The organism is Pseudomonas sp. FP1154 (assembly GCF_030687245.1).
GTDB lineage: Bacteria > Pseudomonadota > Gammaproteobacteria > Pseudomonadales > Pseudomonadaceae > Aquipseudomonas > Aquipseudomonas rhizophila.
This window is the reverse complement of the sequence record NZ_CP117465.1, coordinates 965,477-987,914: the sequence shown is the minus strand read 5'-3', so window position 1 is coordinate 987,914 and position 22,438 is coordinate 965,477. Positions and strand designations below refer to the sequence as shown.

General features: G+C 61.2%; 22 protein-coding genes. 9 read left to right on the top strand and 13 right to left on the bottom strand.

Annotation, left to right across the window (positions count from 1 at the left end; translation table 11 throughout):
- Positions 1-10: 10 nt before the first annotated feature.
- The 4 genes from pssA to PSH91_RS04375 form a co-directional block, all read right to left on the bottom strand.
- Complete coding sequence (pssA, locus tag PSH91_RS04390; RefSeq protein WP_076386334.1) at positions 11-868, bottom strand: CDP-diacylglycerol--serine O-phosphatidyltransferase; 858 nt, start codon at positions 866-868, stop codon at positions 11-13.
- A 143-nt stretch (positions 869-1,011) separates the two neighbouring features.
- On the bottom strand, positions 1,012-2,028 hold the full coding sequence (gene ilvC, locus PSH91_RS04385) for a ketol-acid reductoisomerase (RefSeq protein ID WP_003228216.1): 1,017 nt from the start codon (positions 2,026-2,028) through the stop codon (positions 1,012-1,014).
- Positions 2,029-2,073: 45 nt separating this feature from the next.
- Entirely contained in the window at positions 2,074-2,565 is a 492-nt protein-coding gene (ilvN, locus tag PSH91_RS04380) for an acetolactate synthase small subunit (RefSeq protein WP_003205610.1), read from the bottom strand.
- Positions 2,566-2,567: 2 nt separating this feature from the next.
- Positions 2,568-4,292 (bottom strand): acetolactate synthase 3 large subunit, encoded by a 1,725-nt coding sequence (locus tag PSH91_RS04375; RefSeq protein ID WP_047229879.1) that lies wholly within the window; start codon positions 4,290-4,292, stop codon positions 2,568-2,570.
- Between the two features lie 400 nt (positions 4,293-4,692).
- Here PSH91_RS04375 and PSH91_RS04370 point away from each other — a divergent pair, with 400 nt between their 5' ends.
- Positions 4,693-5,115, top strand: a complete 423-nt coding sequence (locus PSH91_RS04370) for a DUF4124 domain-containing protein (RefSeq protein WP_047229831.1) — start codon at positions 4,693-4,695, stop codon at positions 5,113-5,115.
- A 7-nt stretch (positions 5,116-5,122) separates the two neighbouring features.
- Here PSH91_RS04370 and PSH91_RS04365 read toward each other — a convergent pair whose 3' ends face one another.
- The 3 genes from PSH91_RS04365 to mrcB are packed head-to-tail and all read right to left on the bottom strand — an operon-like array spanning position 5,123 to position 8,506.
- Entirely contained in the window at positions 5,123-5,452 is a 330-nt protein-coding gene (locus tag PSH91_RS04365) for a YqcC family protein (protein WP_047229832.1), read from the bottom strand.
- On the bottom strand, positions 5,452-6,171 hold the full coding sequence (locus PSH91_RS04360; RefSeq protein ID WP_047229833.1) for a M48 family metallopeptidase: 720 nt from the start codon (positions 6,169-6,171) through the stop codon (positions 5,452-5,454). Before PSH91_RS04360 ends, PSH91_RS04365 begins: the two co-directional genes overlap by 1 nt.
- Positions 6,172-6,187: 16 nt before the next feature.
- Positions 6,188-8,506: a penicillin-binding protein 1B gene (mrcB, locus tag PSH91_RS04355; RefSeq protein WP_047229834.1), complete on the bottom strand. Its 2,319-nt coding sequence runs from the start codon at positions 8,504-8,506 to the stop codon at positions 6,188-6,190.
- 127 nt (positions 8,507-8,633) lie between these two features.
- Between mrcB and PSH91_RS04350 the strand changes: the two genes are divergently transcribed.
- The 3 genes from PSH91_RS04350 to PSH91_RS04340 all read left to right on the top strand — a co-directional run bounded on the left by PSH91_RS04350 (position 8,634) and on the right by PSH91_RS04340 (position 11,105).
- Positions 8,634-10,190: a bifunctional aminoglycoside phosphotransferase/ATP-binding protein gene (locus PSH91_RS04350; protein WP_305467405.1), complete on the top strand. Its 1,557-nt coding sequence runs from the start codon at positions 8,634-8,636 to the stop codon at positions 10,188-10,190.
- A 91-nt stretch (positions 10,191-10,281) separates the two neighbouring features.
- Positions 10,282-10,623: a pentapeptide repeat-containing protein gene (locus tag PSH91_RS04345; protein ID WP_047229836.1), complete on the top strand. Its 342-nt coding sequence runs from the start codon at positions 10,282-10,284 to the stop codon at positions 10,621-10,623.
- Positions 10,624-10,832: 209 nt separating this feature from the next.
- Entirely contained in the window at positions 10,833-11,105 is a 273-nt protein-coding gene (locus tag PSH91_RS04340; protein ID WP_047229837.1) for a TfoX/Sxy family protein, read from the top strand.
- 183 nt (positions 11,106-11,288) lie between these two features.
- Here the strand turns inward: PSH91_RS04340 and PSH91_RS04335 are convergent, their stop codons facing one another.
- Genes PSH91_RS04335 through PSH91_RS04320 form a run of 4 tightly spaced genes read right to left on the bottom strand, consistent with a single transcriptional unit; the run spans position 11,289 to position 14,877 of the window.
- Positions 11,289-12,176 (bottom strand): ChaN family lipoprotein, encoded by an 888-nt coding sequence (locus PSH91_RS04335; RefSeq protein WP_305467404.1) that lies wholly within the window; start codon positions 12,174-12,176, stop codon positions 11,289-11,291.
- A gap of 21 nt (positions 12,177-12,197) precedes the next feature.
- The gene (locus PSH91_RS04330; protein WP_305467402.1) at positions 12,198-12,965 is read right to left on the bottom strand and encodes a heme ABC transporter ATP-binding protein; all 768 of its coding nucleotides are present in this window, start codon (positions 12,963-12,965) and stop codon (positions 12,198-12,200) included.
- Positions 12,965-13,948, bottom strand: coding sequence for an iron ABC transporter permease (locus PSH91_RS04325; RefSeq protein ID WP_171061425.1), 984 nt, complete (start codon positions 13,946-13,948; stop codon positions 12,965-12,967). Before PSH91_RS04325 ends, PSH91_RS04330 begins: the two co-directional genes overlap by 1 nt.
- A gap of 50 nt (positions 13,949-13,998) precedes the next feature.
- The gene (locus PSH91_RS04320; RefSeq protein WP_107322943.1) at positions 13,999-14,877 is read right to left on the bottom strand and encodes a hemin ABC transporter substrate-binding protein; all 879 of its coding nucleotides are present in this window, start codon (positions 14,875-14,877) and stop codon (positions 13,999-14,001) included.
- Between the two features lie 263 nt (positions 14,878-15,140).
- Between PSH91_RS04320 and PSH91_RS04315 the strand changes: the two genes are divergently transcribed.
- Entirely contained in the window at positions 15,141-15,464 is a 324-nt protein-coding gene (locus tag PSH91_RS04315; RefSeq protein WP_107322944.1) for a Rieske (2Fe-2S) protein, read from the top strand.
- On the opposite strand, the gene sfsA is transcribed toward PSH91_RS04315, so the two are convergent.
- Positions 15,414-16,154 (bottom strand): DNA/RNA nuclease SfsA, encoded by a 741-nt coding sequence (gene sfsA, locus PSH91_RS04310; RefSeq protein ID WP_107322945.1) that lies wholly within the window; start codon positions 16,152-16,154, stop codon positions 15,414-15,416. The genes PSH91_RS04315 and sfsA overlap by 51 nt on opposite strands.
- Positions 16,154-17,326 carry a pyridoxal phosphate-dependent aminotransferase gene (locus PSH91_RS04305; RefSeq protein ID WP_047229843.1) on the bottom strand — a complete coding sequence of 391 codons (1,173 nt, stop codon included), beginning with the start codon at positions 17,324-17,326 and terminating at the stop codon, positions 16,154-16,156. The genes sfsA and PSH91_RS04305 overlap by 1 nt, the downstream gene beginning before the upstream one ends.
- Before the next feature lie 342 nt (positions 17,327-17,668).
- Between PSH91_RS04305 and dksA the strand changes: the two genes are divergently transcribed.
- From dksA to PSH91_RS04285, 4 genes are all read left to right on the top strand, one after another.
- Positions 17,669-18,112, top strand: a complete 444-nt coding sequence (gene dksA / locus PSH91_RS04300) for an RNA polymerase-binding protein DksA (RefSeq protein ID WP_047229844.1) — start codon at positions 17,669-17,671, stop codon at positions 18,110-18,112.
- Between the two features lie 233 nt (positions 18,113-18,345).
- On the top strand, positions 18,346-19,236 hold the full coding sequence (gluQRS, locus tag PSH91_RS04295; protein WP_047229881.1) for a tRNA glutamyl-Q(34) synthetase GluQRS: 891 nt from the start codon (positions 18,346-18,348) through the stop codon (positions 19,234-19,236).
- A 77-nt stretch (positions 19,237-19,313) separates the two neighbouring features.
- The gene (locus PSH91_RS04290; RefSeq protein WP_003176118.1) at positions 19,314-19,490 is read left to right on the top strand and encodes a hypothetical protein; all 177 of its coding nucleotides are present in this window, start codon (positions 19,314-19,316) and stop codon (positions 19,488-19,490) included.
- Positions 19,474-22,428, top strand: coding sequence for a sensor histidine kinase (locus PSH91_RS04285; protein ID WP_305467397.1), 2,955 nt, complete (start codon positions 19,474-19,476; stop codon positions 22,426-22,428). Before PSH91_RS04290 ends, PSH91_RS04285 begins: the two co-directional genes overlap by 17 nt.
- Positions 22,429-22,438: the final 10 nt, after the last annotated feature.

Sequence of the window (22,438 nt, the reverse complement as noted above, 5' to 3'; positions counted from 1 at the left end):
GGAAATTACATCACTCGGCTTTTTTGTGTCGGCGCAGGCGCAACAGGTATTGAACCGGGCCGGAAGCGGCATAGGCGAGGAATACCAGCAACAAGATACGTGGCGGATCACTGAAGACCACCGCGAACACCAGCACCACCGCCAGAATCGCAACGAACGGCACCCGCCCTTTGAGATCCAGCTCCTTGAAGCTGTTGTACTTGATGTTGCTGACCATCAGCATACCGGCCGCCGCTACCAGCAGCGCCACAAGGAACGACATCTTCGATCCCTGGATACCGTAGTCGCTGAAAGCCCAAACAACACCGGCTACGACACCCGCAGCGGCAGGACTCGCCAAGCCGATGAAGTAGCGCTTGTCAGCCGTACCGACCTGGGTATTGAAACGTGCCAGACGCAACGCGGCACCGGCGACATAGATGAAAGCGACCATCCAGCCAACCTTGCCCATGTCCCCCAGCGCCCAACCGAACGCCAGCAAGGCCGGGGCCACGCCGAAAGCGACCATGTCCGACAGCGAATCGTACTCGGCACCGAACGCGCTCTGGGTATTGGTCATGCGGGCCACACGCCCGTCCAGGCCATCGAGCACCATGGCGACAAAGATCGCGATGGCAGCGAAGGCAAAGTAACGACTCGCCCCGGCGCTATCGCCGGCGCTCAAGGCCGCTTGGGCGCTCATGGAGCTGATGATGGAATAGAAACCGGCGAACAGGTTCGCGGTGGTGAACAGATTCGGCAGCAGATAGATGCCACGGTGCCGGACCTTACGGCCTTCAGCGTCATGTCCTTCTTCGACGTGCTCATCGATGGGCAGCAGGCTTTCGGCGTCAGGAGCCTGGTTGGGCTCGTCGGGGCGTTCGCTCATGGACAGTACCTTGCAACGGTGTGAAAAATTCGACAGGTGTCTGGGACGAGGGTTCGGCCGCAAACGATGCAGCTTTATACCAGAAGCCACCGCCCAAACGAAAAAACGCGGCCAGGGCCGCGTTTTCCGATCAAGCTCGCGACTTAGTTCTTGGCTTTGTCGACGATCTTGTTGGCACCGATCCACGGCATCATCGAGCGCAGCTGCTCGCCAATGATTTCGATACCGTGAGCGGCGTTGTTGCGACGCTTAGCGGTCATCGAAGGATAGCCGGTAGCGCCTTCGCTGATGAACATCTTGGCGTATTCGCCGTCCTGAATACGTTTCAGGGCGTTACGCATGGCCTGGCGGGATTCGGCGTTGATCACTTCCGGACCCGTCACGTACTCGCCGTATTCAGCGTTGTTGGAGATCGAGTAGTTCATGTTGGCGATACCGCCTTCGTACATGAGGTCAACGATCAGCTTCAGTTCGTGCAGGCATTCGAAGTAGGCCATTTCCGGCGCGTAGCCAGCTTCAACCAGGGTTTCGAAACCGGCCTTGACCAGCTCGACAGTACCGCCGCACAGAACGGCTTGTTCGCCGAACAGGTCGGTTTCGGTTTCGTCCTTGAAGGTGGTTTCGATGATGCCGGTACGGCCGCCGCCAACACCGGCAGCGTAGGACAGAGCGACGTTCTTGGCGTTGCCGGAGGCGTCCTGATAGATCGCGATCAGGTCAGGGATACCGCCGCCCTTCACGAATTCGGAACGAACGGTGTGGCCCGGGGCCTTCGGCGCGATCATGATCACGTCGAGGTCGGCGCGTGGCACTACCTGGTTGTAGTGAATCGCGAAACCGTGGGAGAAGGCCAGGGTGGCGCCTTTCTTGATGTTCGGTTCGATTTCGTTCTTGTACAGCGAAGACTGGAACTCGTCCGGGGTCAGGATCATGACCAGGTCGGCGGCGGCAACGGCAGAAGCCACGTCGGTGACTTTCAGACCATGGGCCTCGGCCTTGGCAACGGTGGCCGAGCCTTTACGCAGGCCGACGGTCACGTCAACACCGGAGTCCTTGAGGTTGCACGCCTGGGCGTGGCCTTGGGAACCGTAACCGATGATGGCGACTTTCTTGCCCTGGATGATCGACAGGTCGCAGTCTTTATCGTAGAAAACTTTCATGAATTACCCCTATTTCCGGCCATTCAGGCCATTCGCTAATTTGGTTTAGATGCTCAGTACTTTGTCGCCACGGGCAATCCCGGTGACGCCACTGCGTACGGTTTCCAGAATCGAGGCAGTGCCGATCGATTGAATGAAGCTGTCGAGCTTGTCGCTGGTACCGGTCAACTGAACGGTATAGACGCTGGCGCTGACATCGACGATCTGCCCACGATAAATATCGGTAGTGCGTTTGATCTCGGCGCGCTGGGCACCGGTGGCCTTGACCTTGACCAGCATCAGCTCGCGCTCGATGTGCGCGCTTTCCGACAGGTCCACCAGCTTGACCACCTCGATCAGCTTGTTCAGGTTCTTGGTGATCTGCTCGATGATTTCATCGTGCCCCACAGTGGTCAGCGTCAGACGCGACAGGGTCGGGTCTTCGGTTGGCGCCACGGTCAGGCTTTCGATGTTGTAGTTGCGCTGCGAAAACAGGCCCACTACGCGAGACAGAGCACCCGGTTCGTTTTCCAGAAGCAGGGAAATAATATGTCGCATGATTAGGTACGCTCCGTCTTGCTCAGCCACATATCGCGCATGGAGCCGTCTTTGATCTGCATCGGGTAGACGTGCTCGCTGGTATCGACCTTGATATCGAGGAACACCAGGCGATCCTTCATGGCGAAAGCTTCTTCGAGCCCGGACTTCAAGTCCTTCAGGTCAGTGATGCGGATGCCCACGTGACCATAGGCTTCGACCAGCTTGACGAAGTCCGGCAACGACTCCATGTAGGAGTGCGAGTGACGGCTGCCGTAGCTCATGTCCTGCCACTGGCGAACCATGCCCAGTACGCCGTTGTTCAGGTTGACGATTTTCACCGGCAAACCGTACTGCAGGCAGGTCGACAGCTCCTGGATGTTCATCTGGATACTGCCCTCGCCCGTGACACAGGCGACGTCGCTATCCGGAAAGCTCAACTTGACGCCCATGGCCGCCGGGAAACCGAAGCCCATGGTGCCCAGACCACCGGAGTTGATCCAGCGGTTGGGCTTGTTGAACTTGTAGTACTGCGCGGCGAACATCTGGTGCTGGCCCACGTCGGAGGTCACAAAGGCATCGCCCTTGGTCACTTCGCACAGGGTTTCGATTACGGTCTGCGGCTTGATCACGCTGCCGTCGCCCTTGTCGTAAGGGAACAGGCCACGATCACCGCGCCACTCATCAACCTGCTTCCACCAGCTGGCCACGGACTCCTTGTTCGGAGCCTCGCCGATTTCCTTGAGGATGGCGACCATTTCGCTCAGCACGCTCTCCACAGGACCGACAATCGGCACGTCTGCCTTGATGGTCTTGGAGATCGACGCCGGGTCGATGTCGATATGGATGATCTTGGCGTTCGGGCAGAATTTCGCCGGGCCGTTGATGACACGGTCGTCGAAACGCGCGCCGACCGCCAGAATCACATCGGCATGGTGCATCGCCAGGTTGGCGGTATAGCTGCCGTGCATGCCGAGCATGCCGATGAACTGACGGTCAGTGCCCGGGTAGGCGCCCAACCCCATCAGCGTATTGGTGACCGGCAGGTTGAGCATTTTCGCCAATTCGGTCAGCGGCGCGGAGCCACCACCGAGGATGACGCCGCCACCCGAGTACAGCACCGGACGCTTGGCCGCCAGCAGCATTTCGGCTGCCTTGCGGATTTGCCCGGAGTGACCGCGCACAGCCGGGCTGTAGGAACGCAGCTTGGCTTTCTTGGGGAAAATGTATTCGAACTTCTCGGCCGGGTTGGTCATGTCTTTCGGGACATCGACCACAACCGGGCCCGGACGACCGGATTCAGCCAGGTAGAACGCCTTCTTCATGACCTCCGGGATCTCCGAAGCGTGCTTGATCATGAAGCTGTGCTTCACGATCGGCCGGGAAATACCGATCATGTCGGTTTCCTGGAACGCGTCGGTGCCGACCATGGTGCTGGGCACCTGACCGGAGATGATCACCATCGGGATAGAGTCCATGTACGCCGTGGCGATACCGGTGATGGCGTTCGTGGCGCCAGGGCCGGAAGTCACCAGGACCACGCCGGCTTTACCGGTGGCACGGGCATAACCGTCAGCCATGTGGGTCGCCGCTTGCTCATGACGAACCAGGATGTGGGTCACTTCCGGTTCTTTGAACAGGGCATCATAGACATGAAGAAGAGCACCACCGGGGTACCCGTAGATATATTTGACGCCTTCGTCACGCAAAAAGCGGACGAGCATCTCACCGCCAGATAAAAGCTCCACGTTGTTCACCTCTAAAACGCCAGAATACCGGCCCACAAAAAGGGACGGGTCTTAATAGGTTTACTTCTCGGCAGAGCATGAGCGACGGTGGTCGCCGACTACGTCAGCACTGACTGAGCAAGTATTGGGATCGTCCCAAGTGTTGCGGGCCTTTCCCACCCAGCGCGAGGTAACGCGTTGCGGGTGTAACAGGTCGGCGCGGATGTGCGCCTCATGATCTGCCGAGTGGGCCTGCTTCTGGCAGTCCCTCTACAGCGGACTTTGGATTCTTCTGTTTCGCCCTCTGCAAGTCAAGCCGTCAATGTGCTTTATTCGAAGTAAGCGCATGAGAACGCAAGAAAAAACCTTTAAACAGCAACTGTGTTAGCTTCAATTGCGCAACCCATGACAAGGAAACAGCATGCGAATGTTCTTCTTGACGGCCAGCCTGCTGGTTGGCCTGAGCCCGATGTGCATGGCCGGTCAGGTCTATAAATGGGTGGACGCCCAAGGGGTTACCCACTTTGGCTCCCAGCCACCGCCTGGAGGACAGGCCACAACGGTGATCAAGTCCTCCCCTTCCGCCGCCAAGCCAGCAGCCCCCCCGCCTGCCGGGGTCATTGGTGACCAGAAGGCGATTGACCAACAGGTCAAGCAACAGATTGCCGAGCAGCAAGCCCAGCTCAAGGCCTTCTGCGAACAGACTCGGACCAATCTGGCGCAACTGCAGAACAACCCGCGGGTACGCGAGGATGTGGAAGGGGAAATGCGCCGCCTCACAGAAGAGGAGCGGCGCCAGCGCATCGACGAAACCCGCAAGCAGATCGAGGAGCACTGCCAATAAATGGCGGTCAGTTAACGTCGCTGATCAATTGGTCGAACTGCGCCAACAGTCGCTGCAACTCGACGCCTTGCCCCGGCCGCTGGGCATAGACCATTTGAGCCATCTCCAGGATGCCCGAGGCGTTGGGCAGCGGCAGGTCATTTTCCAGGATGGCTTTCATGCGCGGCAGGAAAATCCATTGCAGCCATTGCTCGAAGTCCAGCGTGTCGACCGCGAACGGCTCGACACTGGCCAACGCCTCGGCCGACGGCGAAACGCTGCTCCACCAGCCCTGGACCCGCAACTCGCGCTCAATCAGCAGCAACTGATCGGCGATCTTGGGAAAACGCGTATCCATCAGAGCGAAACCTTGGCCTTCTGACGGGCCAATGCCGCGCCGGCGGAGTCGCCTTGTTTCTCACGGGCCTGAGCGATCAATTCCCACAGGCTGGCCTGAAGCGCCGGACGACCGTTGGCGAATGTCAGGCCACGGCGGGCCAGTTGCTCGGCTTGCGGCGCATCGCCCTGGGCCATGCGCACCTGGGCCAGGCGATAGAGAACCTGGGGTTCACGCGGCGCAACACGCTGGGCTCGCTCAAGGCTGGAGGACGCACCATTGAGGTCACCACCGGCCTGTTGCTGTTGGGCTGTGGTGAGCAATGCCAGTACTGGACCGTCCAATTGTTCATCAGCGGACAGACCTCCCGAACTGGTCGAGGGAATGCTGCTCGGTGCAGAAGGCATGTTGAAGCTGCCCTGGTCGATTGGTGAAGTATCGATAGGGCCCGGCGTGATCGGCCCTGGCGTGATCGGTGTGCTGCTGATCGGTGCCGACGTCGTGGCGCCGCCACCGGGCACCATCACGACGACACCGGTATCGCCCTGGGGAATCGCCTGGACCTGTCCCTGCACCGGCCGCTGCACCGTCGTTTGACGGAAGCCGCCATTGGCCGAGACCCGCTCGCTATTGGAAACGGCAGTGCCGGAATCGACAACCGGAATCGAACCGCGTTGTACGGTAGAGCAACCGCTGAGCAATGCCACGGCCGTAACCGCTGGAATCAACCACTTGTTCACTTGAAACCCTCTTTGCTTAATTCATCCAGTCCTTGACCCAATCCATGACCGATTCGGCGGGGTTTGGAATGCCACAGGCTGCACCGGGTGGTGGTTCGCTGCCGCGAATATACGGCATCTGCACCGCGCCCGGGCAACTGGCGTCGGAGCCTTGACCGGTGCGCGAATCCACCCAGGCCTGAACGATATTGTCTGGTTGCGGCATGTCCAGCGGCAACGGATCGGCCTTGCGCATGAAACTGGTCCAGACCTGCAATGCCCCGGTGGCGCCAGTGAACGGGGTCTTGCCATTGTCGTCACGGCCGAGCCAGACCACTGCCAGCAGGTCCTGGCTGAAACCGGCAAACCAGCTGTCGCGCGAGTCGTTGCTGGTACCGGTCTTGCCCGCCAGGGTCAGGTTACGCGGTAGTACGTTATAAACCGAACTGCCGGTGCCTTCACGCATGACCCGTTGCATGGCGCTCTGGATCAGATAAATGGACGCGGGATCAAAACGCTGTTGGATCTGGAACGGATAGCGCTTGAGCGGCTCGCCGTCGGCGGTAAGCACGCTGCGAATGCCGCGCATCGGCGTGTTGAAGCCACCGTTGGCCAGTGTCTGGTACATGGCTGCCACTTCAATCGGCGTGAGGCCACCGGCTCCCAGCAGCATCGATGGGAATGCCGGGAATTCGCGACTGACACCCAGGCGGGCCAAGGTCTTGAGGACATTCGGCACGCCGATTTCAAGCCCGAGGCGAGCCGTCGACAGGTTGTAGGAATGCGCAAGCCCCTGGTACAGGAACACCGTACCGTGGGAGCGGCGATCATAATTTTGCGGCTTCCACACCTGGCCGTCCGCGCCCTTGACCGAGAACGCCTCGTCGGACAGCCAACTGGTCAGGGTGTACTGGCTCGGTTTTTCCAGGGCGGTGAGGTAGACCGCCGGCTTGATCAGGGAGCCGATCGGGCGGACCGCATCGAGCGCCCGGTTGAAACCGGCAAAACTGGCCTGCCGACTGCCGATCATGGCCTGGACTTCGCCGGTTTCCGGGTTGGTCACCACCATCGCGGCTTCCACTTCATCAGAGCCCTTGCGCCCGGCCAGTCGCTTGAAGGTGTCATTGACCGATGCTTCGGCCTTCATCTGCAGGATCGGGTCGAAACTGGTGAAGATCCGCAGGCCTTCTTCGGTCAAGTCTTCGTCGCGGTAGTCCTCACGCAGTTGACGCTTGACCAGGTCCATGAAACCAGGGAACGAGCTGTCTGCCAGACTGCCACGCTTGGTCACACCCAAAGGCATCTTCTTCGCCGCTTCGACTTGCTCGGCCGTTGCCACGCCTTGCTGTTGCAGTAAGTCGAGTACCAGATTGCGCCGCTCGAGGGCACGCTCCGGATTACGCCGCGGGTTGTAGGAGGACGGCCCTTTCACCATCCCCACCAGCAATGCCACTTGATGCAGCTTGAGCTCGGACAGCGGCTGGCTGAAGAAGAACTGGCTGGCTAGGCCGAAACCGTGAACCGCCCGCTGGCCGTCCTGGCCGACAAAGACTTCGTTGAGATACGCCTCGAGAATCTCCCGCTTGTCGTAGTGCAGTTCCAGCAACAGCGCCATCATGGCTTCGGTAAGCTTGCGGCTGAGGCTGCGCTCGTTGGTCAAATAGAAGTTCTTGACCAATTGCTGGGTCAGGGTACTGCCGCCCTGGCGCATACGGCCCGAGGAGGTGTTGACCCAGATGGCCCGGGCAATCGACTTGGGCGAGACGCCGAAGTGATGGTAGAAATCGCGGTCCTCGACAGCGATCAGCGTATCGAGCAGGAACGGCGGCACCTGGTCGATCTTGATCAGGATCCGGTCTTCAAGGTTCTTGGGGTAGAGGCCACCGATCAGCAGCGGTTCAAGGCGCACCACTGACAGCTTCGCATTGTTGGCACCGGTCAGCGCAGCCACGTAGTCGCCGGAGAAACGCACTCGCACCGCCTGCGCCTGCTCCATGCCTTCATAAAATTGGAAACCGCGGGTATTGAGGTCGACGGTATTGCCGTTGACGGACGCAGCACCCGGGCCATTGGCAACGCTTTCACGGCGATAGCCGAGGGCATCGAGCTCGGTCAGGAAATCGTCCCGACTCAGCTTTTGTCCGACGAACAGCTCCAGGGGCCTGGCGTAGACCTTGGCCGGGATGGTCCAGCGCTTGCCGGAGAACTTCTCCTGGACCACGGCATCGAGGTAGACCGCAAAGCCAGCGAGCACGACGAGGCCCACCAGGCTGAGTTTAAGGGCCCAGCCCAGCCAGGGCCGCAAGCGACTGGCGGGTGGTTTCTTGGGGGTACGGGGGGATCGGGTACGAGTCATGGCGGCGGATTATACGCACTTTGCCGCGGTTCAACATGACCACACAACGGCCCCCTCCTGTTTGCGTTAACGCGGCTTGCCGCCATAATGACGGCCTTGAATTTTCCCAGTCTCTGAAGGATCGCCCGTGAGCCAGTCCCTGATCGCTGCCCTGCAAAACCCGGCCCTCTATCCGCATCCCGTTGAAGGGTTCCAGGTCATCGAGACCCACATTTCCTGGGTATTGCTCACCGGGCCGTATGCCTACAAATTCAAAAAACCGGTCAATTTCGGCTTCCTTGATTTCACCAGCCTCGAGGCACGCAAGCATTTCTGCGGGGAAGAACTGCGCTTGAACCAGCGCCTGACCCAGGATCTGTACCTGGAAGTCATGCCGATTACCGGCACCCCGCAAGTGCCGCAACTGGGTGGCGAAGGTCCGGCCATCGAATACGCCCTGAAGATGCGTCAGTTTCCCCAGAGCCAACTGCTCAGCACGCTCCAGGCCAACGGCGAACTGACCACCGCGCACGTTGACGAAATGGCCGCGCAGATCGCCCGCTTCCATCTCTCTACGCCCACCGTGCCTGCCGAAAACGCCGCCGGCACCCCCGACAGCGTTATGGCACCGGTGCGGCAGAACTTCGAACAGATTCGTCCGTTCCTCAGTGACAAGGCTGACCTGTTGCAGCTCGAAGCCCTGCAAGCCTGGGCCGAAAGCAGCTTCGAACGCCTCAAACCGCTGTTCACTCAACGCAAGACTGAAGGTTTCATCCGCGAATGCCACGGTGACATCCACTTGGGCAATGCCACGGTGATCGATGGCAAGGTAGTGATTTTCGACTGCATCGAGTTCAACGAGCCGTTCCGCTTCACCGATGTCTATGCCGACACTGCATTCCTGGCGATGGACCTGGAAGACCGCGGCCTCAAGTCGCTGGCGCGACGTTTCGTCAGCCAATATCTGGAGCTGACCGGCGACTATCAAGGCCTGGAGCTGCTGAACTTCTACAAAGCCTACCGCGCCCTGGTCCGCGCCAAGGTCGCGCTGTTCAGCATGCCGGCCGAAGCCGACCCGGTGCAGCGCGCCACAACCCTGCGCCAATACCGCAACTACGCGAACCTGGCCGAAAGCTACAGCACCATTCCCTCGCGCTTTCTGGCCATCACCCACGGCGTTTCGGCCGTTGGCAAAAGCCATGTCGCGATGCGCCTGGTGGAAGCCCTGGGCGCCATTCGCTTGCGCTCGGACGTTGAGCGCAAGCGTCTGTTTGGTGAGCAGCAAGTGCCCAATGATCCACAAGCCGGCATCTATAGCAGCGGCGCCAGCGACGCCACTTATGCCCGCTTGCATGAAATCGCCAGTGTCATCCTGCATGCCGGCTTCCCAGCAGTGATCGACGCCACGTACCTCAAACACGATCAGCGCAATGCTGCGGCGAAAGTTGCCGAGGCCACGGGCGCTCCGTTCCTGATCCTCGATTGCAATGCGCCACAAGCGGTTATCGAGAGCAGGCTGGCGCAGCGTCAGGCCGATCAGACAGATCCGTCCGACGCAAATCTGGCCGTTATCGCCGCCCAACAGGCCAGCCGCGAAGCACTCACCCCTGCGGAAATCCTTTGCAGCAAACGGGTCCAGACCAATGAAAGCGGCACGCTCGACATCGTGGTCGCGCAGATTCGTCAACGCTTGCCAGGCCTGTAAAAAACTATTTCGGCCGTGGAGTCTGCCCACCCTTCACGGCCGCCAAACAGTGGCACTATACTGGCGTCATAAAACCAACAGGTGATATGAAATGAGCCTACCCAAGCTTCTCAGTACCCCGCTTTATGCTTTGCTGCGCGAAGACGACATTGCCGGTTTCAACAACGAACGGCCACAAGGCCCGGTTGATATGCGTGGCGGCGATTTTCGCGGTCTGGATCTGCGAGAGCTCAATGCCGACGACGTGGATTTCACCGACGCTTACTTCCGCTCCGCGGATTTGCGCGGCATCGATTTTCGCAAGTCGTCCCTGGAAGGTGCCAGCCTGGCCCATGCGCAAATATCGGGCGCCTATTTCCCGGCAGAACTGTCTGCCGACGAAATTCTGATGTCGATGAACTTTGGCACCCGGCTGCGCTACCGCACCCGCTGAATCGGGCCGAATCTGCCGTCAACCCAATTGATCTCCAGCGCCCCCGCCTGCGCTGGACGCTGCATCTTGCCGCGCGCCCCCACCTATCGTGCGTAATGCATTAGAAGCTTTTGCTTCAAATCCCACCAAAGAATCACGTTTTTCCTACTGACCGCTACACTCCTGAGAAGCTTGCCCACTGCACCAGTCGGCCGTCGCAAGGAGGTTCGATGAATGATGAACTGCAACACCTGAAGAACCTGGGCAAGACATCAGCCCAGTGGCTGCATGCCGTGGGCATCCACAGCGCCTCGGATCTGCGTCGCCTCGGAGCGGTTGATGCCTATCGCGCAGTACGCACTCGCGGGTTCCGGGCTTCGAAGGTGTTGCTCTATGCCATTGAGGGCGCATTGATGGATGTGCACTGGAATGACATCCCCGCCGAACGCAAGGAAGCCTTGAACAAACAATTGGACGCCGTTTCGACGCGCCACAAAGCCTGACCATTCTCCTTGTTTGTCGCCACACGGCCTTCGCTTTGAAAGTTATTTAGGCAAATCCCAAAAACAACGTTTGACATGGTAATGAGAATCGCTATGATTAGCGCATCCGGTCGCGAGACTGGTCGATATTTGAAAAGCCCTTGGTTCGGACTCTCAGATATCTCCTCATCAGGCTAATCACGGTTATTTGACCCGACTTTTGTCGGGTCTTTTTTTGTCTGGAGGAAATGCGCTGTGTTCACGCATCTGCGCGCAGTAATCCTGAGGGGGAGCGGCCTTGGTGTACCACACGTAATCTGCCATGACCGATGTCATCTCGCTGCCCTCCTCGGCCAGCATCAGGACGGTGGGCGCCTCACTGGCCCCCAAGTCCAGCACATGCAGCGGCACCCCGACGTCTTTTCGTCCATGCCAGGCACCGGCGAACAACAACGCAGGCAATGGCGCAGCCAGCAGACGTTCGGCCATGCGTCGGTCACGTTGTTGCTGGACAGCCAGCATCGCCGGCATCTGAGATTCGGGCAGCAGGCCGCAATGGGATTGGCGAATCTGCTCCAGCAACTGATCCTTCACACTTGCCGCATTCGCACGGGCGCCTCGCAAGTCCGGCGCCTGCCGGTAGACGCGCTGGATCTCGGCGGCGTCCAGATTGGCGGCCAACAACGGATAGCGTTGCGTCAGGGCGAACTCCACGACCGGACCATACAGGCTCCAGTCCCATCCCGGCGACCAATCCAGGGCACCGGGAAGATCAGTTGGCAAGGCAGGTAACTGGCGGACCGCGTCAACGCGAGGCTGCTGGTGGGGTGTCAGCATTTCCAGCAGGAGGCTGCCCTGGGCCCGTTGCGCGGCCAGGGCCTGAAGCAGCCATAGCTGCAGCGCGTGGTGATCCGGATTGTCGTGCTGCTCGCCTACCACCACTCGCGGCGCCCGTGCCAGACGCTCGATCAACGCTTGAGGCGTGATGGCCCGGCCACTGTGCAAATCAAGGATCTGCCCGTCGACCGGGGGCGGCGCGGTGCTCTGACAGGCCGTCAGCACACTCAATGCCAGAATCAGGATCAGGCGCACGTCTACATCCTCAGGCAACCCTCAGCGGGCGATGATCAATGGATGTCCGCGCTCCGGATGGGGTTGCACCAGCACTTCCAGGCCAAACACCGCTTTGAGCGGTTCCGGGCGCAGCACTTGCTGCGGCGTGTCCAGGGCCACCGGCCGGCCAGACGCGAGAAACAACAGGCGATCACAATAACGCGCCGCCAGGTTCAGGTCATGCAGGATCACCAATACGGCCGCGCCGCGATCGGCAAACTCACGCACCGCTTGCAGGATGGTGTGCTGGTGCAGTGGATCGAGCATCGAGGTCGGTTCGTCGAGCAGCAGGGTCTGCCCCGCTTCCCCTGGCCACAACTGTGCCAAGACCCGCGCCAGGTGCACCCGCTGACGCTCGCCTCCCGACAGCGCCAGGTAACTGCGACCGTGCAGATGTGCCGCGTCTGCAGCGTGCAACGCCAAGGCAACGATTTGCTCGTCACGCACTCGACCACACTGATGAGGCAGGCGCCCCATGCCGACCACTTCTTCGACGCGGAAGGCAAAATCCAGGGTCGATGACTGCGGCAATACCGCCAGGCGGCGGGCACGCTCGGCGCCGTCCCACTGGGACAAAGGCCGATCATCGAGCCAGACCTGTCCCTGCGCAGGAGGCAATTGACCGCACAGCCCCGCCAGCAAAGTACTTTTACCTGCACCGTTGGGCCCGAGCACGCCCAGCACCTGGCCGGGATGCAGCTCAAGATTGACATCAGCCAACACGGTCTCGCGACCCCGCTGGATGTGCAGATTCTGCGCTCGTAACATCAGGCGCGTCCTCGCAGCAATAAATAGAGGAAGAACGGCGCCCCGATGAATGCCGTGACGATGCCGATCGGCAGTTCCGCCGGAGCCAGCGCCAGACGCGCCACCAGATCGGCGAACAGCAGCAGGCTCGCCCCCGCCAGCACCGAAGCCGGCAACAGAACGCGATGATCGGGGCCGGCCATCAACCGTACCAAATGCGGCACTACCAGCCCGACAAAGCCGATCATGCCCGCCGCCGCCACTGCCGCGCCAACCCCCAGGGCCGTGCAAAACACCAGTTCACGCTTGAGCCCTTCGACATCAACGCCCAAATGGGCGGCTTCGGATTCACCCAGCAACAGAGCATTGAGTGCCCGGGCCCGTCGTGGCAGCCAGAGTGCTACGCCAACGCTGACCAGCAACAGCGGCCACAACCGCGCATAGCTGGCACCATTCAGGCTCCCCAGGTTCCAGAACGTCAAGGTGCGCAGGGTCGCGTCGTCCGCCAGGTAAGTGAACAGGCCCACCGCCGAGCCGGACAGCGCGGTCAGGGCGATACCGGCCAGGAGCATGGTCGCGACATGGGTCTGGCCGTTGCGCCGGCCGAGGCGATAAACCAATGCCGTAACCCCAAGCCCGCCGAGGAACGCACACAATGACAGCACATAGGGGCCGAACGCTTCGGGCAAGCCGCCCAGCGCCGAGCCGCCAACAATGGCGAACGCCGCGCCCAGCGCCGCACCGCTGGACACCCCGACCAGCCCCGGGTCGGCCAACGGGTTGCGGAACAGCCCCTGCATCGCCACCCCGGATAATGCCAATACCCCGCCCACCGCCAACCCCAACAGCGTGCGTGGCAGACGGATCTGACCGAGGATCAGTTCGGCCTGCTCCAGACCCTCGGCGGCCACTGGCAAGCCCATCAAGCGCAACGCGGCGCGCAAGGTATCGAACAGCGGCAAACTCACCGGCCCCAGGGCCAGGGACAGCCAGATCGCCAGCAGACACAACAGGGCCAGGCCAATGAACAAGGTGCGCGGTTTGACCAGAGGGGTCATGGTGCCTTGGCCGGTTCGGTCGGGTAAAAACCGGCCGTCAGCTTCACCAGACTTTGCGGTAACCGGGGGCCTAGCCCGCCGACCAACAGTGTCGGGTCAAGCTCGATAACGCGCCCGGCCCTGGCGGCACGGGTGGAGGAAAGAATCGGATTTTCCCTGAACAACGCCGCACGCGCTTCTTCGCCACTCAACGCGCGATCGGCGAACACCAGTACTTCGGGATTCAGGCTGGCCAGGCTCTCCACCGAAAATGCCTTGTAACCATGGTGTGTCGCCAAGTTGTGACCGCCGGCCTGCTGCACCAGCCAATCGGCGGAGGTGCCCAGGCCTGCGACCATCGGCTTGCCGCCGGAGCTTGCGACCAACAGCAACACGCCGGGGGCCTGTTGCTCAAGCTGGATTTTACTCACTCGAGCTTTCTGTTGGCTGAGCTGCTGTTGATAACTGTCGAACAACTGCGCGGCTTTGGCCTCGGCGCCCAGCAGTTGACCCAGGTGCCGCAGATTGCCCTGAAGGGTCGACAGGTCGGGCGTGGCCGAGAACAGTTCAACCTGTACCCCGGCGCTGCGGATCTGCGACAGCACCGGTGGCGGCCCCATTTCTTCGGTGCCTACGAGGATCTGCGGACGCAGGCTCAATACCCCCTCGGCCGAAAGTTGTCGCTGATAACCGATGCTGGGTAAATCCCGCAAGGCTTCGGGATGCTGGCTGGTGGTGTCCACGCCCACCAGTTTCGACTCACCGCCCAGCGCGCTGACCCATTCGGACACTGCCCCGCCGGCACTGACCCAGCGCTGCGGCAGTTCAGCCGCCACCAAGCCCTGGCTGGCCAACATGACAACACAGAGCGTGACAACACGGATATTCAGGCGCATCGGGCAGCTTCCTCGAAGAAATGTTCACAGGGCCGGGCATGAACCCCGCAGGCAAAGTATCCTCAGCCCCCTGCGAAGGAGGCGCCATTTGATAATTGTTTTCATTTGGACGTCAAGCACGAACCTTTGGGGGGTTGCCTCTGTGGGAGCGAGCCTGCTCGCGATTAGCGGTGTGTCGACCCATTGCTGCTGGCTGATCGACCGCTATCGCGAGCAGGCTCGCTCCCACATAAACTCGCCCACTCATAACCATAGAGACCCACATGAAGTTTCTTTGTACCGGCGCCGAATTGCCCGACAACAGCAGTCGCGGTTTCGACCTCGATGGGCGCAAGCTGCTGGCGGTGCGTCGCGCCGGCCAGGTGTATGTCTATCTCAACCGCTGCCCGCACCGCGGCGTACCGCTGGAATGGCGGCCCAATGAGTTTCTCGACCCCAGCGCCAGCCTGATCCAGTGCGCCACCCACGGCGCACTGTTTCTGATTGAAAGCGGTGAATGCGTCGCCGGCCCTTGCGCCGGGCAGTCCCTGGCTGCGTTAGAGAGCCGGGAGGACGAGCAAGGCATCTGGGTCGAGCAGCACCGGTAACGGCCGATCCACCCACATTTGCTCGGGCGTCAGCGTCACCCCGTAGGCCAGCACTTCCACGCCCGCGGCCACAGCGTCGCGCAACGCCGCCGCGTACAGCGGGTCGATTTCCTGTGCCGGGCGCACGGCGTCGATCCCGCTCAGGTTGACACAATACAACTGCACCGCCCGCACGCCGTCCCGGGCCAGGTGAGCGAGTTCGCGCAGATGCCTGGCTCCCCGCTGGGTCACCGCATCGGGAAACGCCGCCACGGTCGTGCCGTCAAAACCCAACGTGACACTTTTGACTTCGACCCAGGCAGAGCCTTCGTCGTAGTCCAGTCGGAAATCGATACGACTGTTTTCCTGACCGTAAGCCACTTCACGCTTGAGCCCGGTAAAACCGTTCAGCTCGCTGATGACCCCGGCACGCAGGGCCTCTTCGATTAGCGGGTTGGCTCGCGCGGTATTGATGCAGGCCAACCGCCCCTGGGGGGTTTCGCCTATTTCCCAGGTGCCGGGCAATTTGCGCTTGGGGTCGCTGGAACGACTGAACCAGACTCGCGCACCTTCGGCCATGCAATTGAGCATCGAACCGGTGTTGGGGCAATGAATCGTCAGCAGTTCGCCATGAACGGTCTCGATATCGGCAAGAAAACGCTTATAACGTCGAATCAGCCGGCCTTCTTCCAGCGCAGGTGAAAAAAGCATCAGCCTTGCCAACTCCGCAGTCCGCGCTCGATTCGCTCCACCGCTTCCTGGAGCCGCGGCAAGCTCTGGGTGTAGGCGAAACGCACATGGTGCCCAGCCTGATGGCGACCGAAATCCAGCCCCGGCGTGAACGCCACATGCTCGGTCTCCAGAAAGTGCTGGCAGAACGCAAAAGCATCGCCGCCGAATGCACTAATGTCGGCATACAGGTAAAACGCCCCTTCCGGCTCCACTGCGATGCCGAACCCCAGATCACGCAAGGCCGGTAGCAGAAAGTCGCGCCGCAGCGCGAACTCGGCCCGGCGCTGCTCGAATATCTCGATTGTCGCCGGTTCGAAACAGGCCAACGCCGCGTACTGGGCCATGCTCGGCGCACTGATGTAAAGGTTCTGCGCCAGCTTCTCCAGCTCACCAACAGCCGCCGAAGGGGCCACCAGCCAGCCCAGTCGCCAGCCGGTCATGCCGAAATACTTGGAAAAGCTATTAAGGACGAAAGCTTCGTTGTCGACTTCCAGCACGCTCGCGGCATCGGTGCCATAAGTCAGGCCGTGATAGATCTCATCCACCACCAAGTGACCGTTGTGGCCCTTGATTGCCTTGGACAGGCCGGCCAGTTCGTCTCGGCTGAGAATCGTCCCGGTCGGGTTGGCCGGCGACGCGACCAGCGCCCCCACGCTGTTCGAGTCCCAATAGCGGTTCACCAGGTCCGGGGTCAGCTGGTAGCGCACGTCCGGGCCTACCGGCACCAATTGAGCTGTACCTTCCACCAGCCGCAGAAAGTGGCGATTGCAGGGGTAACCGGGGTCCGCCAACAGCCAGTGCTTGCCCGGGTCCACCAGCAACGCGCTGGTCAGCAGCAACGCGCCGGATCCGCCCGGCGTGACCAGGATGCGCCGTGGGTCTATGTCCACACCGTAGCGCTGCCCATAGAAACCGGCGATGGCTTCGCGCAGCTCGGGGATGCCACGGGCCGCCGTGTAACGGGTCTTTCCCGCCGCCAGCGCGGCCTGGCCGGCCTGGATGATCGGCTCAGCCGTGGTGAAGTCCGGCTCGCCGATCTCCAGGTGGATGACATCGTGCCCGGCGGCCTGCAGCTCATTGGCACGGGCCAGGAGCGCCATCACATGGAAAGGTTCGATGGCGCGGCTACGCGCACTGTAGGGCTGAGCCATTAGCCTTCCTTCTGGTAAAAAAGAACCGATTCTACCTAACTCTCCGGCCAACCCAGAAACAACTGCGCAAGCGAGCACGAACTCAGGGCCCGGCCGCTTGCAGCAAATGTCTCCAGCGATCGGCTCAGGCTTGACTAGAATCAAGCATTGAGCAGGTTTGTCACTCCACCGGACTGAACTTGACCACGCTTTGCAAGCCCCGGCCACCGCAGGCTCGACAACCGGGAGTAGCGCGGCCCGATTTGATCTGGTAAGTTCGCCCGCTTGCAGCCGCAGGGCCGGCAGGTGTCGGTGATGGAGCAATCCTGCGTAGTGGATTACAAGAGTAGAGGCGGTCCATTCATGCCCACCCAAGCAAAGCAGAATCAAAATCAGTCGCTCAGCGGGTTTGAGCCGTACGTGCCGCAAGCTGGCGAAGAGTACATGGGCGCCCCCATGCGCGCGCACTTCACCAAGATCCTGAACAAGTGGAAACAGGACTTGATGCAGGAAGTCGACCGCACTGTGGATCACATGAAAGACGAAGCGGCGAACTTCCCTGACCCGGCCGACCGTGCCAGCCAGGAAGAAGAATTCAGCCTCGAACTACGCGCCCGCGACCGTGAGCGCAAGCTCATCAAGAAAATCGACAAGACGTTGCAACTGATCGAAGACGAAGAATACGGTTGGTGCGAGTCCTGCGGCGTCGAGATCGGCGTCAAGCGGCTGGAAGCACGTCCGACCGCCGACATGTGTGTCGACTGCAAGACCCTGGCGGAAATCAAGGAAAAACAGGTCGGCAAGTAAATTGCCTGGGCTGTCATCGAAAAACGGAGCGTTCACACGCTCCGTTTTTTGTTTCTGATACTTCCCGCACACCCGGTTCCCTTGTGGGAGCGAGCCTGCTCGCGATAGCGGTGGGTCAGCCACATCAATGCCCACTGATAAGACGCTATCGCGAGCAGGCTCGCTCCCACAGAGGGGTGGCTTCGTCAGCAGGATATGTATTCCAACAGCCCGGACCCAGTAACATTCGCTTTATGACCGCCACTGCCCCCTACATCGGCCGCTTCGCCCCCACACCCAGCGGCCACCTGCACTTTGGCTCCCTGGTCGCCGCGCTGGCGTCCTATCTGGATGCCCGGGCCGCGGGCGGGCGCTGGTTGCTGCGCATGGAGGACCTTGACCCACCACGGGAAGAGCCTGGCGCGCAAGCGGCAATCTTGAAGGCACTGCAAAGCTACGGGTTTGAATGGGACGGCGAGATGGTCCGTCAGAGTGAGCGCCATGAGGCCTACGACCAGGTCATCAATCGCCTGCTCAGCCAGGGTCTGGCCTATGCCTGCACCTGCTCGCGCAAACAACTGGAGCCGTATCAGGGCATTTATCCGGGCCTGTGCCGCAACGCCGGTCACGACACCAAAGACGCGGCCATCCGCCTGCGCGTTCCTGAGTTGGCGTATCACTTCAACGACCGAGTACAAGGCCCGTTCCGCCAGCACTTGGGCCGTGAAGTCGGCGATTTCGTGATTCGCCGTCGCGACGGGCTCTATGCTTATCAACTGGCGGTGGTGCTGGACGACGCCTGGCAGGGGGTCACCGATATCGTGCGCGGTGCCGACCTGCTGGACTCCACGCCACGTCAGCTGTACCTGCAAGAGCTGCTTGGCTTGCCACAACCGCGCTACCTGCATGTGCCGCTGATCACCCAGCCGGACGGGCATAAACTCGGCAAGTCCTACCGCTCGCCACCGCTGGCGGCCGATCAGGCCACGCCATTGTTGTTGCGGGCACTGCGCGCGCTGGGCCAACAGCCAGGCCCCGAACGGGTCGACGCCAGCCCCCGGGACCTGCTGGACTGGGGCATTCGCCATTGGGATGCGGGGAAGATACCGCGCACTTTGACCCTGCCAGAGGCGCAAATACGTTGACGGCGCTTGCAGCTTGGCCCCCATCCGTTACCATCGCCGCACGTTTTCGGGCACGCGTTTAAAAAAGAGAGGCCGGGATGTACATCTATCGCTTGGTCCTGCTCCTGGTAGTGGGGATTTATCTGTTCTCCCCGGCCATCATGGATTGGTGGATCGACGCCACGGGTGCCTGGTATCGGCCCTATCTGCTTTGGCTGATCCTGATCGTCGTGACCTTCATCCTGCAGAGCCAAAAAGATGCCGATGAGCTTTAGCCTGACCCAGATGATCCTGATCAGCGCAGCCTACCTGGCAGTGCTGTTCGGCGTCGCCTGGATCAGCGAACGGGGCATGATCCCCCGGGCGATCATCCGCCACCCGCTGACCTACACCCTGTCGCTGGGCGTCTATGCCAGCGCGTGGGCGTTCTATGGCACGGTCGGGCTGGCCTATCAGTACGGCTACGGTTTTCTGTCCAGCTACCTGGGTGTATCGGGGGCATTCCTGCTGGCACCGGTGCTGCTCTACCCGATCCTGAAAATCACCCGCACCTACCAGCTATCATCCCTGGCCGACCTGTTCGCCTTTCGCTTTCGCAGCACCTGGGCCGGCGCGCTGACCACGATTTTCATGCTGGTGGGCGTATTGCCGTTGCTGGCCCTGCAGATCCAGGCGGTGGCCGACTCCATCAGCATCCTCACCCGCGAACCGGTGCAGCACCGGGTCGCACTGAGTTTCTGCGCGCTGATCATTCTCTTCACGATTTTCTTCGGTTCCCGCCACATCGCCACCCGGGAGAAACACGAAGGCCTGGTGTTCGCCATCGCCTTCGAATCGGTGATCAAACTGATCGCCATCGGCAGCGTCGGCCTCTATGCCCTGTACGGCGTATTCGATGGCCCGCAACAACTGGAGCTGTGGCTGCTGCAGAACCAGACCGCCCTCGCCGCCCTGCACACACCCCTGCAGGAAGGCCCGTGGCGCACGCTGTTGCTGGTGTTCTTCGCGTCAGCGATCGTCATGCCGCACATGTACCACATGACCTTTACCGAAAACCTCAACCCGCGCTCACTGGTGAGCGCGAGCTGGGGCCTGCCGCTGTTCCTGCTGCTGATGAGCCTGGCGGTGCCGCTGATCCTGTGGGCCGGACTGAAGCTGGGAGCCAGCACCAATCCTGAGTATTTCACCCTCGGCATCGGCATCGCCGCCAACAGCAAGGCCCTGGCGTTGCTGGCCTACATCGGTGGCCTGTCGGCGGCCAGCGGCCTGATCATCGTTACCACGCTGGCGCTGTCGGGCATGGCGCTCAACCATCTGGTGCTGCCGCTCTACCAGCCGCCAGCCGAGGGCAATATCTACCGCTGGCTGAAATGGACCCGCCGCGCACTGATCGTCGCCATCATCATGGCCGGCTACGGCTTTTACCTGATGCTGGGCGACGGACAGGACCTGGCCAACCTCGGCATTGTCGCGTTCGTCGCCACCTTGCAGTTCCTGCCCGGCGTACTGTCGGTGCTGTATTGGCCAACAGCCAACCGCCGTGGTTTTATCGCCGGTCTGCTCGCGGGGATCCTGGTGTGGCTGGTCGCCATGCTGTTGCCACTGCTGGGCAACATGCAGGGCTTCTATATCCCGTTGCTGAACATGATCTACGTGCTCGACGACACCAGTTGGCACATGGCGGCCATCGCCTCGCTGGCGGCGAACGTGCTGATGTTCACCCTGATTTCACTGTTCACCAACGCCAGCAGCGAAGAGGCCAGCGCCGCCGAAGCCTGCGCGGTGGACAACGTTCGCCGCCCTCAGCGCCGGGAACTGCACGCCGCCTCACCCCAGGAGTTCGCCACGCAACTGGCCAAGCCCCTGGGCGCCAAGGCCGCGCAAAAAGAAGTCGAACAGGCCCTGCGCGACCTCTACCTGCCCTTCGATGAACGCCGTCCATATGCCCTGCGTCGCCTGCGGGACCGGATCGAAGCCAACCTGTCCGGCCTGATGGGCCCCAGCGTGGCCCAGGACATGGTCGAGACGTTCCTGCCCTACAAGGCCGGCGGCGAGAACTATGTCACTGAAGACATCCACTTCATCGAGAGCCGCCTGGAAGACTACCACTCGCGCCTCACCGGCCTGGCCGCCGAACTGGACGCCTTGCGCCGTTATCACCGCCAGACCTTGCAGGAACTGCCGATGGGCGTGTGCTCCCTGGCCAAGGACCAGGAAATCCTGATGTGGAACAAGGCCATGGAGGAACTGACTGGAATCGCCGCCCAGCGCGTGGTCGGTTCACGCCTGAGTACCCTGAGTGAGCCGTGGAAAGGCCTGCTGCAAGGCTTCATCGACCTGCCGGATGAGCATTTGCACAAGCAGCACCTGGCCCTCGACGGCCAGACTCGCTGGTTGAACCTGCACAAGGCGGCGATCGACGAGCCGCTGGCGCCGGGTAACAGTGGCCTGGTATTGCTGGTGGAAGACCTCACCGATACTCAGATGCTCGAAGACAAGCTGGTCCACTCCGAACGGTTGGCAAGCATCGGTCGGCTGGCCGCCGGGGTGGCCCACGAAATCGGCAACCCGATCACCGGCATCGCCTGCCTGGCGCAAAACCTGCGCGAAGAGCGCGAGGACGACGGCGAACTGACGGAAATCAGCGGCCAGATCCTCGAACAGACCAAGCGTGTGTCGCGTATCGTCCAGTCACTGATGAGCTTCGCCCATGCCGGCGGCCACCAGCACAACGACGAGCCCGTCTGTCTGGCCGAAGTGGCCCAGGACGCCATTGGTCTGCTGGCCCTGAACCGGCGCAATTTCGAGGTGCAATTCTTCAACCTGTGCGACCCGGATCACTGGGTCGACGGCGATCCCCAGCGGCTCGCCCAGGTACTGATCAACCTGCTCTCCAACGCCCGCGACGCCTCACCTGCGGGCAGCGCGGTGCGGGTCAAGAGCGAAGCCAGCGAACACACGATCGACCTGATCGTCGAAGACGAAGGCAGCGGTATCCCCCAGAACATCATGGACCGATTGTTCGAACCTTTCTTCACCACCAAGGACCCGGGCGAAGGCACCGGTCTGGGCCTTGCACTGGTCTATTCCATCGTTGAAGAGCATTATGGACAAATCACCATCGACAGCCCGGCCGATGTACAAAGCCAACGCGGCACCCGTATACGGGTGACCTTGCCGCGTCATGTCGAAGCGACGTCCGCTGTGAACTGAGACCGTCGAG